We start from the raw sequence: 14,499 nt of genomic DNA, 5'->3' as shown, positions 1-14,499 counted from the left end.
ATTCATATATATGAAAACGATACAATTCAGAGAGGCGATTGCCGAAGCGATGAGCGAAGAAATGCGCCGCGATGAGTCGGTTTACCTAATGGGTGAAGAGGTGGCAGAATATAACGGAGCGTACAAGGCTTCGAAAGGAATGCTTGACGAATTCGGCCCGAAACGCGTGATCGACACACCGATTGCCGAGCTTGGTTTTGCAGGAATCGCAGTAGGTTCAGCGATGAACGGCTGCCGCCCGATTGTAGAATATATGACGTTTAACTTTTCATTGGTAGGTATTGACCAGATCATCAACAACGCAGCAAAAATGCGCCAGATGTCTGCCGGACAATTCCCGATGCCGATGGTGTTCCGTGGTCCGACAGCCTCTGCAGGACAATTGGGCGCGACGCACTCACAGGCTTTTGAGAACTGGTTTGCGAACACCCCTGGATTAAAAGTGGTTGTGCCGTCAACGGTTTATGATGCGAAAGGATTATTAAAATCAGCCATCCGCGATAATGATCCTGTAATTTTCATGGAATCAGAGCAGATGTATGGCGACAAAGGCGAAGTGCCCGAAGGAGAATATACGATTCCGCTTGGTGTTGCCGATATTAAACGAGAAGGAACCGATGTGACGATTGTGTCATTCGGAAAAATTATAAAAGAAGCACATATCGCTGCTGATGCCCTGCAGAAAGAAGGAATTTCTTGTGAAATCATCGATTTACGCACTGTACGTCCGATGGATCACGATGCGATTTTGAAATCAGTAAAGAAAACAAACAGACTGGTTGTTCTGGAAGAAGCCTGGCCGTTTGCAAGCGTCGCTTCTGAAATCACTTATATCGTACAGGAAAGAGCGTTTGATTATCTTGATGCACCAATCCAAAGAATTACGACTGCTGATGCGCCTGCTCCTTATTCTCCTACCTTATTAAAAGAATGGCTTCCGAATTCGGAGGATGTTGTGAAGGCGGTGAAGAAAGTGATGTATAAATAATCAGCGAATGTTTGACATACTTAAAAAAAAAATATTGGCCTTCTTTTTAGAAGGCTTTTTTTATTAGGGTCAGATGTCATTCGCTAATTGCTTCGCCTGTTTGGCTAAAGCCTCGAGTTGCTAATTTTCTCATTCGCTAATTATCCAATTATCTAATTGACTATATTTGACCCTTCATCGCAAAAACGGTGATATTTTTATACGCATGAAAAAGAATTTACTTTCCCTTGTATTACTGCTTTTCACGGTTTTATCCTTTGCACAGACCAAAGTCAGTGGCATCGTCCTTGATGAGGAAAACAAGCCCGTTGCCTACGCGAATGTCGGTTTCCTTGGCACTTCGGAAGGAATCATCACCAACGAGGATGGGCGATTTTATCTTGAATCCAATGAAGACCGTAAGATCCTGCAAATCTCATTTGTAGGCTATGATACCGTAAAAATCAACCTTGATAAAGCGGTTACCTATAATATGAAGGTCGTCCTGAAATCCGGGCAGCAACTTGAAGAAGTCAAGATTTATTCAGGGAAAACCTCCAAGAAAAATAATCCTGCAATCGACATCTTAAGGAAAATATGGGCAAGGAAGCGCAAGAACGGACTTCGTATGTTCAAGCAATATCAGATGGAAAAATACGAGAAGGTAGAGTTTGACATGAATACGATCGACAGCGCGTTTATGAAAAGCCGGATTTTCAGGGGCATGGAATTCATCTTCAACTCTGTAGATACTTCTGATGTCACCGGGAAAACGTATCTGCCGATTTTCATCAATGAAGCGCTTTCGGATGTGTATGGCGATAACATTAAAAACAAAGTAAAAGACATCCTGAAAGCCAATAAGAACTCAGGTTTCAGCAATAACCAGCAACTGATTTCCTTTATTAAGGATCTTTATGCCGATTATGATATTTATGACAACTACCTGAAATTCTTTGATAAAGCCTTTACCAGCCCGCTGTCAAAAACCGGTATTGACGTATACAATTATGTATTGGCGGACAGTGCTTTTATTGACAAGAAATGGTGCTATAATATCGTGTATTATCCGCGGCGCAAAAATGAGCTGACTTTTAAAGGCGATTTTTGGGTAAACGACACCACCTGGGCCATCAAGGACATCAATATGGCCGTTACAAAAAGCGCCAACATTAACTGGGTGAAGGAAATTTACATTGCACAGCAATTTGATGTATTGAATGACTCTGTCTTTTTACTCAAGCGCGATTATATGATGACGGATTTCGCACTGAATAAAAAAGAGAAATCGCGTGGGGTTTACGGAAAGCGTACAACCTTATACAGGAACCATCAGTTCGACATTGAAAAGCCTGACAGTTTTTACAAGGAAGATGTCAATAAATTTGATGAGACGGTGTACACAAAACCTGATGAATTCTGGGAAGAGAACCGGTTCGAAAACCTGAATAAAGATGAAGTCGGTGTGTATAAAATGCTCGACACACTGAAAACCAACAAGAAATTCCGGCAACTGTACAGCCTGGTCGAAATCATCGGAAGCGGTTATATACAGAAAGGGCATTTTGATTACGGCCCGATTTTTTCCACTTTCGGATATAATGAAGTCGAGGGACTGCGATTGCGGACGGGTGGCCGGACATACTTCGGACAGAACGATCCGTGGCGTATCCAGGGTTATGTCGCTTATGGGTTCAAGGATGATAAATTCAAATATGGGCTTACCGGAATGTGGTTGCTCAACCGTAAGAACAGGCTGATCTTATCCGGAGGAAACCGCCGTGACATTGAACAGATTGGCGCAAGCTTAACCACAACCAATGATATTCTCGGAAGAAGTTTCGCGTCATCGGCTTTATTTACAAGCGGCAGCAATGGGAAACTGACGAACATCAACCTCAGTTCCGTCGCTTTGGAAATCGAGCCTGTAAAAAACCTGACGTTCCAACTTGGATTTTCGTACCGCACCCTGGAATCGGCATCGCCAACTTTCAGCCTTGCCTATTATACCGACTTAACCCAGCAAAAAATAAAATCCGATATTACGCAATCGGAATTGAATTTCCAGATTGACTATACACCACGTCGAAAAAGTGTCGGCTATGGCGTGGAAAGGCACACCGTTGACAGCCCGTTTCCCAGAGTATTCCTGAATTACAGCCAGGGATTGAAAGGGGTTTTGGACAGCGATTTCGACTATGAAAAATTCCAGTTATTTTACAAACAGCCTATGAATATCGGCGGTTTGGGAAGGTTGGATGTGATTACGGAATTGGGGAAAACATACAGTTATATTCCGTTGGGATTGATGAGTATCGTTCCAGGAAACCAGACTTATTTCTCCATTGAAAACACGTTTAACCTGTTGGATTTCTATGAATTTGAAGCCGATACGTATGCTACGATCCAATTGCAGCACAATTTCGGAGGAAGGATTTTCTCGCGGATCCCTTTCCTGAGAAAATTGAACTGGCGTGAAACCATAGGATTTAAAGGCGTTTATGGCACCATCAGTGATAAGAACCGCCTGATCAACATACCATCAGGACTGACTTACCAGGCACCGGAAGATTTTTACTGGGAGTACAATGCAGGAATCGGGAATATTTTTAAGGTATTCCGGATTGAATTCGCATGGAGAGGAAGCTATATCGGTCCAAATACCACTAACTTCGGCGTAAAAGGTTCCTTCGGATTTTATTTCTGATGAAAAATGCGTTTGAGTTCCTGAAGCAAGCCGATCCGGTTTTCGTAAAAATCATTGACATTTATGGCGTTCCGGAAATCCCGAAGCGACCACCGGGTTTTGAAACTTTGGCGTTATTGATTTTAGAACAACAGGTTTCGATTGATTCCGCGCGTGCCGTTTTTGGAAAACTCAAAGCAAAAGTAGCTGCTTTCGAGCCAAGATTCCTCGCCGAACTTCCCGATGAAATTTACCGTGAAGCCGGGGTCAGCCGACAAAAAACCAACTACATCAAAGGACTTTCATCAGCTGTTTTAAATAATGAGATCAATCTGGAAAGCCTGCCGTCAAAATCCGCCGACGACATCCGCGCCGAATTGATCCGGCTGAAAGGCATCGGAAACTGGACCATCGACGTGTATTTACTGTTCTGCCTTGGCGCACCTGACGTCATCCCGCTGGGCGACATCGCCATCGTCAATACGATTAAGGAATTGCTCGACCTTCATACGCCGCAGGAAATGGAAACCGCCAGCAACAGATGGAGTCCATACAAATCTGCTGCCACGTTCTTATTGTGGCATTATTATCTGCGGAAGCGGAATCGGGTTTCCGGCTATTAATTGAGGATGGACAAAGGATAATGTGATGCACATGTCGCATTTACGCATTCCTAAATTGTCAATTATTCATTATTAATATTAATTATTGAAGCTCTTGTATATTGTTAATGTTTTGTTACTTTTGCAGGCGATTAAATTAAGAACAAAATTTTTATTTATGGATTCAATGATGATCTATTTGCCAATAGTAATGGCAGTTATCGGGCTTCTGTTCATGTGGGCCAAAAGAGCCTGGGTGTTGAAACAAGATGCCGGAGATGGTAAAATGAAAGAAATTTCAGATTACATTTATGAAGGCGCACTCGCTTTCCTTAAAGCTGAATACAAACTTCTTGCGATTTTCGTGGTTGTTGCAAGTGCCGCTTTAGCCGGAATTACTTTAATTGACGGCGTTAAAACACATTACTTAATCGTTGTTGCATTCATTTTCGGTGCTATTTTCTCTGCTTTGGCCGGGAACATGGGGATGAAAATCGCTACAAAAACTAACGTAAGGACGACACAGGCCGCCCGTACAAGCCTTCCACAGGCATTAAAAGTGTCTTTCGGCGGTGGTACTGTTATGGGTCTTGGCGTTGCTGGTCTTGCGGTTTTAGGATTGACAACGTTTTTCATCATTTTCTACCAGCTTTTTATGGGCGGTGTATGGACTGATACTGAAGGCATGACCGTTGTTTTGGAAACACTTGCCGGTTTCTCCCTTGGAGCGGAATCCATCGCATTGTTTGCCCGTGTTGGTGGTGGTATTTATACCAAAGCTGCTGACGTTGGTGCTGACCTTGTAGGTAAGGTGGAAGCTGGAATTCCGGAAGATGATCCGCGTAACCCTGCTACTATCGCTGATAACGTAGGTGATAACGTAGGTGACGTTGCCGGAATGGGTGCCGATTTGTTCGGTTCTTATGTAGCGACCGTTTTGGCTGCCATGGTTCTTGGAAACTATGTCATTAAAGATATGGGTGGAAGTATTGCTGATGCTTTCGGCGGAATCGGGCCAATCTTGTTGCCAATGGCGATTGCCGGTTTCGGAATCCTTTTCTCTATCATTGGAACGATGTTGGTGAAAATCAGCAGCAATGACGCAAAAGAAAAACAAGTACAGGGAGCACTGAATATCGGGAACTGGGTTTCTATCGTATTGACCGCCATTTCCTGTTTCTTCCTTGTAAGATATATGTTGCCTGAAACGATGAAGATGACTTTCTTTGGTGAAGGCCTTCAGGATATCTCGTCAATGCGTGTATTTTATGCTACTATCGTTGGATTGATTGTAGGGGGAACCATTTCTTCCGTAACAGAATATTACACAGGGCTGGGCACAAAACCGGTTTTGGCCATCGTACAAAAATCATCTACAGGTGCAGGAACCAACGTAATTGCTGGTTTGGCTACAGGTATGATTTCAACATTCCCAACCGTACTTTTATTTGCAGGTGCTATCTGGGGATCTTATGCATTGGCAGGCTTCTACGGAGTGGCTTTGGCAGCTTCTGCGATGATGGCTACAACGGCCATGCAGTTGGCTATCGATGCTTTCGGACCAATCTCTGACAACGCCGGTGGTATCGCTGAAATGAGCGAATTGCCAAAAGAAGTACGTACAAGGACAGACATTTTGGATTCCGTTGGAAACACAACTGCAGCAACCGGTAAAGGTTTTGCAATCGCTTCTGCTGCATTGACCTCATTGGCCTTATTCGCTGCCTATGTGACTTTCACAGGCATCGACGGGATCAACATCTTCAAAGCACCGGTATTGGCGATGCTTTTCGTAGGAGGCATGATTCCTGTGGTATTCTCTGCTTTGGCAATGAACTCCGTTGGAAAAGCCGCTATGGATATGGTTTATGAAGTGCGTCGCCAGTTCAAGGAAATCCCGGGTATTATGGCCGGAACAGGAAAACCTGAATATGGCAAATGTGTTGAGATCTCTACAAAAGCCGCGCTTCGTGAAATGATGTTGCCAGGAATCATGACCATCGGTTTCCCGATTGCGATCGTTTTACTTGGAAAATTAGTTTACGCTGACAACAACCAACTGATTGCTGAAATGCTTGGTGGTTATATGGCCGGTGTGACCGTTTCAGGGGTACTTTGGGCTGTGTTCCAGAACAATGCCGGTGGCGCCTGGGATAATGCTAAAAAATCTTTCGAAGCTGGCGTGATGATCAACGGCGAGATGACTTACAAAGGATCTGACGCACACAAAGCAGCCGTAACCGGAGATACCGTTGGTGATCCATTTAAAGACACTTCAGGTCCATCGATGAACATCCTTATCAAACTGACATGCCTTATCGGTCTGGTTATCGCTCCTATTTTGGGATCAGGAAGCCACACTGCTACTGCAAAAACGGCTTCATGTTGCGAGGTTTCTTCAGGAAAATGTATGTCGATGTCTAAAGAAGAATGTGTGGCTAAAGGTTGTACAAACCCAACCTGCGAACATATGACTGCAGCTGCAACGACTGAAATCAAGCATGACGTTAAGAAACAGATTTCTGTAGATAAAAATTCAACCAATGGCGTAGTGAGAGCTATCGTAAGCGTGACTACCGTTACAGACGGTGGCGCTCCGGTTGAAGACAAAAAAGAATTTACAGGCACTATGGAAGAGGTTGATGCACAAATCGCCGAATTCAGGAAAGCCAATGAATAGCTAAATTCATTTCTTATAAAAAAAAATGCTCCTCAAAAGGGAGCATTTTTTTTAATTATGAATTACGAATTTCAAATTATGATACAAACGTAATTCGTAATTCATAATTTAAATATTACATTCCGCTCCGGATCGCTTCCACCGGATCCAGTCGCGAAGCCGAAATCGCCGGCAACAAGCCCGATATCAATCCTATTCCGGCGGCGAGCCCGGTCCCTAACATTACATTTCCCAGGCCAAGCACAAATTCGAAGTCAAGCACTTTGGTCAACACCAGCATCACGACATATACAAGGCACATTCCGATTATTCCGCCAATCACACATAAAATAATAGCTTCAAAAAGGAATTGGAACAAAATAAACTTATTCTTGGCGCCTAATGATTTCTGGATTCCGATCAGGTTCGTACGCTCCTTTACCGAAACGAACATAATATTGGCGACTCCAAAACCGCCCACCAGCAACGAAAAAATACTGATGATCCACCCCGCGATATTCATCTGCCTGATAATGTTGTCAATGAAGTTTGTAAGCCCCGAAAAAACGTTGATAAAGAAATCATCTTCATCACCGGCCTTCATCCCGCGAAAATTGCGGAGTTTTTGCGAAAGTTCCGCCTTGAACGCATCCATATCGACGCCTTTTACCGGCTTTACGATAATGACATTGGTCAGCATCCTGTTGCTTTCGCTGTACAATCTTCTCAGAAAATTTACCGGAATAAATGCAGAAATATCATTGCTCGGCCCCATGCTTTCTCCTGAACCCTGCTTTTTCAATACCCCGATTACCGTAAAACGCTGTCCGTACATCCGGATTCCCTTCCCGATCGGATCCCCATTTCCAAAGAACGTCTGCGCAATCTCATCCCCAATCACCACAACGCGCGCGCCCGAAGTCGATTCGGCTTCGTTATAAAAACGCCCGCTTTGAAATTCCAATCCCTGTATATCAATAAATTCATAAGACACAGGCACGATATTGATGGAAGACATGGTTTTCGAATCATATTTCAAGGTTTCCGGCTTGGTAAAAATCTGGTAACCCATCTGGTCGAGGTGGCTCATCGCGCCTTTCAGGTAAAGGTATTCCTCGTATTTCATGTTCGGGAACTGGTTCTTTTTCCATTGCGGCACATCGGTCGGCGCGAAAGAATCGTTGAACAGGTAAATCGTATTCTTATCAAGGCTGCTCAAATCTTTCGTAATTTTCCTGTCCAGGGAATCTACTGCCGCGAGCACCGCTATAATGGAGAAAATCCCGATGGTTACACCTAATAAAGAGAGAAATGTGCGGAGTTTATTATTCCGCAGCGCATTCATCGCAAAACTGAAACTTTCACTGAGCAGGCGTAAATAAACAATCATTGGATGTTATTTGAAGTATGGTAAAAATCATCATTTTTTCGGCAAAATCCTAATGGTATTTTTAATTTGGGCAACGCCTGCGGCCCGGGCTGTCCGCTATATCTTTTTCAACCCTACGGGATTAAAAAAGGATGCCGCTCCCATCCCTGTTGCAATCCGTACCAGAATCCGACGCTTGGCTAAAATTATCTCATTTTCAAATTAGTAAATTTTGTCATTTAAAACTACTTTTGCACCACTAAACACACAACTACAATGAACACCACAAAAACCATTAAATCCGCACTGATTTCCGTGTTTTCAAAAGACGGACTCGAACCGATTGTACAAAAACTACATGAGCAGGATGTCATCATTTATTCCACAGGCGGTACTGAGGATTTCATCAAAAACCTTGGCATCCCGGTCGTTCCGGTTGAAGAAGTAACTTCGTATCCTTCCATTTTGGGCGGGCGCGTAAAAACGCTGCACCCGAAAGTTTTCGGAGGCATCTTAAACCGCCAGGACCATGAAGGCGACGTGCAGCAAATGACTGAATATAACATTCCGCAGATTGATCTGGTGATTGTCGATTTATATCCGTTCGAAAAAACCGTCGCTTCGGGCGCTTCCGAAGCTGATATCATTGAGAAAATCGACATCGGTGGCATTTCACTGATCCGCGCTGCCGCGAAAAACTTCAAGGACACCGTCATCGTCGCTTCGATGGATGATTATTCAAAACTATTGGAACTGATTACAAACCAAAACGGCGCGACGACTTTGGAAGACAGGAAACTGTTGGCTGCAAAAGCGTTCCACGTTTCCTCGCATTACGATACGGCCATCTTTAATTATTTCAATACCGACGAAACCATCTTAAAGCAAAGCATTTCCGGTGGACAAATATTGCGCTACGGCGAAAATCCACACCAGAAAGGCTGGTTCTTCGGTGATTTTGACGCTATGTTTAAGAAACTCCATGGCAAGGAGTTGTCCTACAACAACCTGCTGGATGTTGATGCGGCGGTAAACCTGATTTTGGAATTCAAAAACGACAAACCGACTTTTGCCATTTTAAAGCACAATAACGCTTGCGGACTCGCCACAAGAAGTTCCATGAAAGCGGCTTATCTCGATGCTTTGGCGGGCGACCCTACTTCCGCATTCGGTGGTGTTTTGATCGCAAACGGGAAAATCGATGGGGATACTGCTTCCGAAATCAACAAGCTTTTCTGCGAAGTCGTGATTGCGCCTGCTTATGACGATAAAGCCATTTCCATTTTGTCCGAAAAGAAAAACCGTATCATCTTAATCTTAAACGATGTGGATTTGCCGCAACAACAGCTGCGCACAGCATTAAACGGCGTTTTAGTGCAGGACCGTAACAACATCACCGACAATAAAGAACAACTAAAAACCGTTACAGATACAGCACCGACCGCGCAACAGGTTGACGATTTGATTTTCGCTTCTAAAATCTGCAAGAATACCAAATCCAACACCATCGTTTTAGCAAAAGACAACACATTGATTGCTTCAGGAACTGGACAAACCTCAAGGGTCGATGCTTTAAAACAGGCCATTGAAAAAGCAAATGCGTTTGGGTTTGACTTGAAAAATTCGGTGATGGCCAGCGATGCTTTCTTTCCGTTTCCGGATTGTGTCGAGATTGCGTACAATGCGGGAATAACCGCTGTAATTCAGCCTGGTGGCTCGATAAAAGACGAACTGAGCATCAATTATTGCAATGAAAATAAAGTTGCGATGGTATTTACCGGAACCCGTCATTTCAAACATTAATTTATGTAACTTTGTCCACTTAAAAATTTTAACCTTCTTTAATTCATAAAAGACCTATGGGATTTTTTGATTTCATGACCGAGGATATCGCGATAGATCTCGGAACAGCCAACACGCTGATTATTCACAACGACAAAGTTGTGATTGACAGCCCCTCTATTGTAGCCCGCGATAGGGTTTCAGGAAAAATTACCCATGTGGGTAAGGAAGCCAACCTCATGCAGGGTAAGACACATGAAAACATCAAAACCATCAGGCCTTTAAAAGACGGGGTCATCGCTGATTTCGAAGCTTCGGAACAGATGATTAAAATGTTTATCAACAGTATTCCCGCATTGAAGAAAAGGATGTTCACCCCTGCCCTGCGCATGGTCGTCTGCATTCCTTCAGGAATCACTGAAGTGGAAATGCGCGCTGTAAAGGAATCCTGTGAGCGCGTAAACGGAAAAGAAGTATACCTGATCCATGAACCAATGGCTGCTGCTATTGGTATCGGAGTTGATATCATGCAGCCAAAAGGAAACATGATTGTCGATATCGGTGGTGGAACAACAGAAATTGCAGTCATTGCTTTGGCCGGTATCGTTTGCGACAAATCGGTGAAAATTGCAGGTGATGTTTTTACAAACGACATTATTTATTATATGCGTACGCAGCATAATCTTTTCGTTGGAGAAAGCACTGCAGAGAAAATCAAGATTGAAATCGGTGCCGCCATTGAAGACCTTGAAAGCCCACCGGATGATATGTCGGTACAGGGACGAGATCTTTTGACGGGAAAACCAAAGCAGGTCGAAGTGTCTTACCGCGAAATTGCAAAAGCACTCGATAAATCCATCCAGCGTATCGAAGATGCAGTAATGGAAACCTTATCGCAAACGCCACCGGAATTGGCAGCAGATATTTACAACACCGGAATTTACCTGGCCGGCGGTGGTTCGATGTTAAGAGGCCTTGACAAGAGGATTTCACAGAAAACCGACCTTCCTGTTTATATCGCGGAAGATCCGTTAAGGGCCGTGGTACGTGGCACCGGCATCGCTTTGAAGAACATTACCAAGTTCAGAAGCATCTTAATTAAATAGTTAATAAACAAATCCCGGGTCCCAAGATGTAAAGCTAATTTTTATTAGATTTATTGGGATTTGGGATTTTTTCAATCAGCGTTATCTTAATCGGTTACAAATGCAGCAAATATTTAATTTTATATTTAAAAACAGCTACAAATTGCTGTTTTTGCTGCTTTTGGGAATTTCGTTTTCACTGACGATACAGTCGCATTCGTATCATAAAAGCAAGGTGATCTCTTCTGCTAATTTCCTGACCGGCGGCGTGTATGAACGCATGAACGCCATCAGCGAATATTTTAACCTTAAGACCCGGAATGAAGAACTTGCTATTGAAAATGCAAGATTAAAAAGCCTGCTGTTCAACAAAGCCGACACCACGAAAACCATCCTGCCTGACACCATCAAGGGCGTGAACAAAGTCAATATCGTTGCTGTTTCGAAAGTGATTCACAACTCCTTTACCATGCCCGAGAATTACCTCACACTGAATTCAGGAAGCAAGGAGGGTATAGGCGTGGATATGGGCGTGATCAATGACCTGGGCATTGTCGGACTGGTAGAAAAAACCTCAGCTCATTATGCCACTGTCCAGAGTATTCTGAACCTGAATTCGAAAATCAGCGCCAAGATTAAGAAATCGAATCACTTTGGAACTTTGTCATGGAATGGCAAAAGCACCGGATATGTACAACTCACCGATGTGCCGAGGCTGGCGATGATCCGCAAAGGAGACACCATCGTGACCAATTCGGATTCGACGATTTTCCCGGAAAATATCGGTATCGGCACCATTTATAAAATTTACACCGATGATGAGACGAATTATTACACACTGGATGTCAAGCTGTTCAATGACATGACCAATCTGGGCCACGTGTACATCATTGACATGAAAGACAAGCAAGAAATCCAGGCATTACAGACTAAAACCCAACCGGCCAAATGAACGCTACGGTCTTATTAAATATCGCCCGTTTCGTATTGCTGCTCGCGGCCCAGGTGCTTATTTTCAATAATATGCAGTTTTTGGGCTACATCAATCCGTATCCCTATGTATTGTTCCTGATTTTGTATCCGGTAAACGGCAACCGTTATGGATTGCTTTTATCAGCTTTCCTGTTGGGCATATTATTGGATAGTTTCCTGAATTCAGGCGGCGTGCATACCACTGCATGTATTGCATTGGCATATTTCCGGCCTGCTTTCTTCAAATTTTCTTTCGGTGTAAGTTACGAATACCAGACCATCAAGATTAATGACCGCTTAACGCCTGAACGTTTTTCATTCATTGCGATTTGCGTGCTGCTGCACCATGTCATTTTGTTTATCCTGGAGACTTTCCGTTTCAGCTTCTTTTTTGACATTGTGTTCCGTACGATCTTCAGCAGTATTTTCACGATCCTGCTCTGTATCATCATCATTTATATCTTTAAACCGAATAAACGATGAGGAAAGTATTGCTGCCAACAGTCATTATCATTGCCGGAATCATGATCCTGGCACGTTTGTTTTATTTGCAATTGATTGATGAAAGCCTGAAACTCAAATCGGAAAACATTTCAATCAAGAAGAAATTCGACTATCCCGAACGCGGCTATATTTATGACCGGAACGGAAAATTGCTTGTGGCAAACCAACCTTCATACGACATCATGGTCACGCCAAGGAATGTCAAGGATATCGACACAGTGGAGTTTTGCAGCCTGCTCAACATCACCAAAGAGGATTTTATCAGGATATTGACTAAAGCCAAAAACTACAGCCCGATGCTCCCTTCGGTATTCCTTCCGCAACTCAATAAAAAAGAATATGCGGCATTCCAGGAAAAACAGCGTAAATTCCCAGGATTTGATATTGTAAAACGTTCACTTCGCGATTATCAGGTGCATGTCGGTGCCAATGTCTTTGGTTCCATTAGCCAGGTAAACCAAAAAACCATAGACAATAACCCATATTATAATTCGGGGGATTTGATTGGCATACAAGGCGTTGAGGAAAGTTATGAAAAGATACTGCGCGGTGTAAAAGGCGTAAAATACCGCCAGATGAATAAATTCAATAAAGACATCGGACCATATAAGGAAGGCCGTTTCGACACGATTTCGGTGCGCGGCGAAGACATTACACTGAGCATAGATGCCATCCTGCAGCAATATGGCGAAGAACTGATGATCAATAAGCGGGGCGGGATCGTAGCCATTGAACCAAAAACCGGAGAAATCCTGACGCTGGTTACAGCGCCGTCATATGACCCGGCCTTATTGGTGGGCCGGCAGCGTTCCAGGAATTACACGATGCTTTGGCGTGATTCGATAGCCAAGCCTTTATTTGACCGCGGGTTGCTGGCACAATATGCCCCCGGATCACCGTTTAAGATCATGACCGGCCTTGTCGGGTTACAGGAAGGTGTTATTGATGAGCAGACGACGTTTATGTGCCACCACGGATTCAGTTATGCCCGCGGGCGTTTTATGAAGTGCCACGGTTTCGGGCCACACCAATTGCACAATGGGATTTACAATTCTTGTAATGCCTATTTTGGGAATGTTTACCTGCGGACGATCAATAAATATGTAAAACCCGCAGCAGCAGTCGATGTCTGGAGTAAGCACGTCCGCAGTTTCGGATTGGGCGATTTCATGGGATACGACCTTCCTACCGGTAAACGCGGCAGGGTTCCTACTTCAAAAACCTACAAAAAAATGTATCCTAACGGCGGTTGGCGAGCCACAGCGATCGTTTCCAACGCAATCGGGCAGGGCGAAGTGGAAGCCACGCCGATACAACTCGCCAATATGATTGCGGCCGTAGCCAACCAGGGTTATTATTATACGCCCCACATCATCAAGAAGATCAAGGGTGAAAAAATCGATCCGAAGTTTACCAAAAAGCACGTCTCAACAATCGATAAGAAATATTTTGCACCGATGATTTCCGGGCTTTTCGATGTTTACAATTTCGGTACGGCGAGTGCGCTTAAAGTGGAAGGGATTAACATTTGCGGAAAAACAGGTACGGCAGAGAATTTTACGAGGATAGGCGGGAAAAAGATCCAGCTTAAGGACCACTCTATTTTCGTCGCTTTTGCACCGATGGAAAATCCGAAAATCGCGATTGCAGTGTTTGTGGAAAACGGCGGTTTCGGTGCGACGATTGCAGGCCCGATTGCAAGCCTGATGATAGAAAAATACCTGCGCGGCAAAATTACGCGTACAGATTTAGAGAAACGTGTACTCGAAAAGAGCCTGAAAAGCGAATACGAACGATTTACGAAGAAAAGTTCCGATACGCTTACAAATATTAAACCCGAACCGATCGATTCCACACAAGTCGACAACTAACC

General features: G+C 43.9%; 10 protein-coding genes. 9 read left to right on the top strand and 1 reads right to left on the bottom strand.

The features are described from left to right. Positions 1 to 10 precede the first annotated feature (10 nt). The 4 genes from HYN49_RS05985 to HYN49_RS05970 all read left to right on the top strand — a co-directional run bounded on the left by HYN49_RS05985 (position 11) and on the right by HYN49_RS05970 (position 6,935). Positions 11 to 988, top strand: coding sequence for a pyruvate dehydrogenase complex E1 component subunit beta (locus tag HYN49_RS05985; RefSeq protein ID WP_108903271.1), 978 nt, complete (start codon positions 11 to 13; stop codon positions 986 to 988). Positions 989 to 1,193: 205 nt separating this feature from the next. Beyond that, entirely contained in the window at positions 1,194 to 3,674 is a 2,481-nt protein-coding gene (locus HYN49_RS05980) for a DUF5686 and carboxypeptidase-like regulatory domain-containing protein (protein ID WP_108903270.1), read from the top strand. After that, positions 3,674 to 4,276, top strand: a complete 603-nt coding sequence (locus HYN49_RS05975) for a DNA-3-methyladenine glycosylase family protein (protein ID WP_108903269.1) — start codon at positions 3,674 to 3,676, stop codon at positions 4,274 to 4,276. Before HYN49_RS05980 ends, HYN49_RS05975 begins: the two co-directional genes overlap by 1 nt. A gap of 157 nt (positions 4,277 to 4,433) precedes the next feature. Further along, complete coding sequence (locus tag HYN49_RS05970; protein WP_108903268.1) at positions 4,434 to 6,935, top strand: sodium-translocating pyrophosphatase; 2,502 nt, start codon at positions 4,434 to 4,436, stop codon at positions 6,933 to 6,935. 115 nt (positions 6,936 to 7,050) lie between these two features. On the opposite strand, the gene HYN49_RS05965 is transcribed toward HYN49_RS05970, so the two are convergent. Then, on the bottom strand, positions 7,051 to 8,304 hold the full coding sequence (locus HYN49_RS05965; RefSeq protein WP_108903267.1) for an ABC transporter permease: 1,254 nt from the start codon (positions 8,302 to 8,304) through the stop codon (positions 7,051 to 7,053). Positions 8,305 to 8,559: 255 nt separating this feature from the next. On the opposite strand from HYN49_RS05965, the gene purH reads away from it, so the two are divergent. The 5 genes from purH to HYN49_RS05940 all read left to right on the top strand — a co-directional run bounded on the left by purH (position 8,560) and on the right by HYN49_RS05940 (position 14,497). Beyond that, entirely contained in the window at positions 8,560 to 10,086 is a 1,527-nt protein-coding gene (gene purH / locus HYN49_RS05960; RefSeq protein ID WP_108903266.1) for a bifunctional phosphoribosylaminoimidazolecarboxamide formyltransferase/IMP cyclohydrolase, read from the top strand. Between the two features lie 56 nt (positions 10,087 to 10,142). Continuing rightward, on the top strand, positions 10,143 to 11,171 hold the full coding sequence (locus HYN49_RS05955) for a rod shape-determining protein (RefSeq protein ID WP_108370194.1): 1,029 nt from the start codon (positions 10,143 to 10,145) through the stop codon (positions 11,169 to 11,171). A 100-nt stretch (positions 11,172 to 11,271) separates the two neighbouring features. Continuing rightward, entirely contained in the window at positions 11,272 to 12,102 is an 831-nt protein-coding gene (gene mreC / locus HYN49_RS05950) for a rod shape-determining protein MreC (RefSeq protein ID WP_108903265.1), read from the top strand. After that, complete coding sequence (locus tag HYN49_RS05945) at positions 12,099 to 12,605, top strand: rod shape-determining protein MreD (protein ID WP_108903264.1); 507 nt, start codon at positions 12,099 to 12,101, stop codon at positions 12,603 to 12,605. Before mreC ends, HYN49_RS05945 begins: the two co-directional genes overlap by 4 nt. Continuing rightward, the gene (locus HYN49_RS05940; protein ID WP_108903263.1) at positions 12,602 to 14,497 is read left to right on the top strand and encodes a peptidoglycan D,D-transpeptidase FtsI family protein; all 1,896 of its coding nucleotides are present in this window, start codon (positions 12,602 to 12,604) and stop codon (positions 14,495 to 14,497) included. The genes HYN49_RS05945 and HYN49_RS05940 overlap by 4 nt, the downstream gene beginning before the upstream one ends. Positions 14,498 to 14,499: the final 2 nt, after the last annotated feature.

This window comes from Flavobacterium pallidum, from assembly GCF_003097535.1.
Lineage (GTDB): Bacteria > Bacteroidota > Bacteroidia > Flavobacteriales > Flavobacteriaceae > Flavobacterium > Flavobacterium pallidum.
This window is presented reverse-complemented; position numbering and strand designations above follow the sequence as displayed.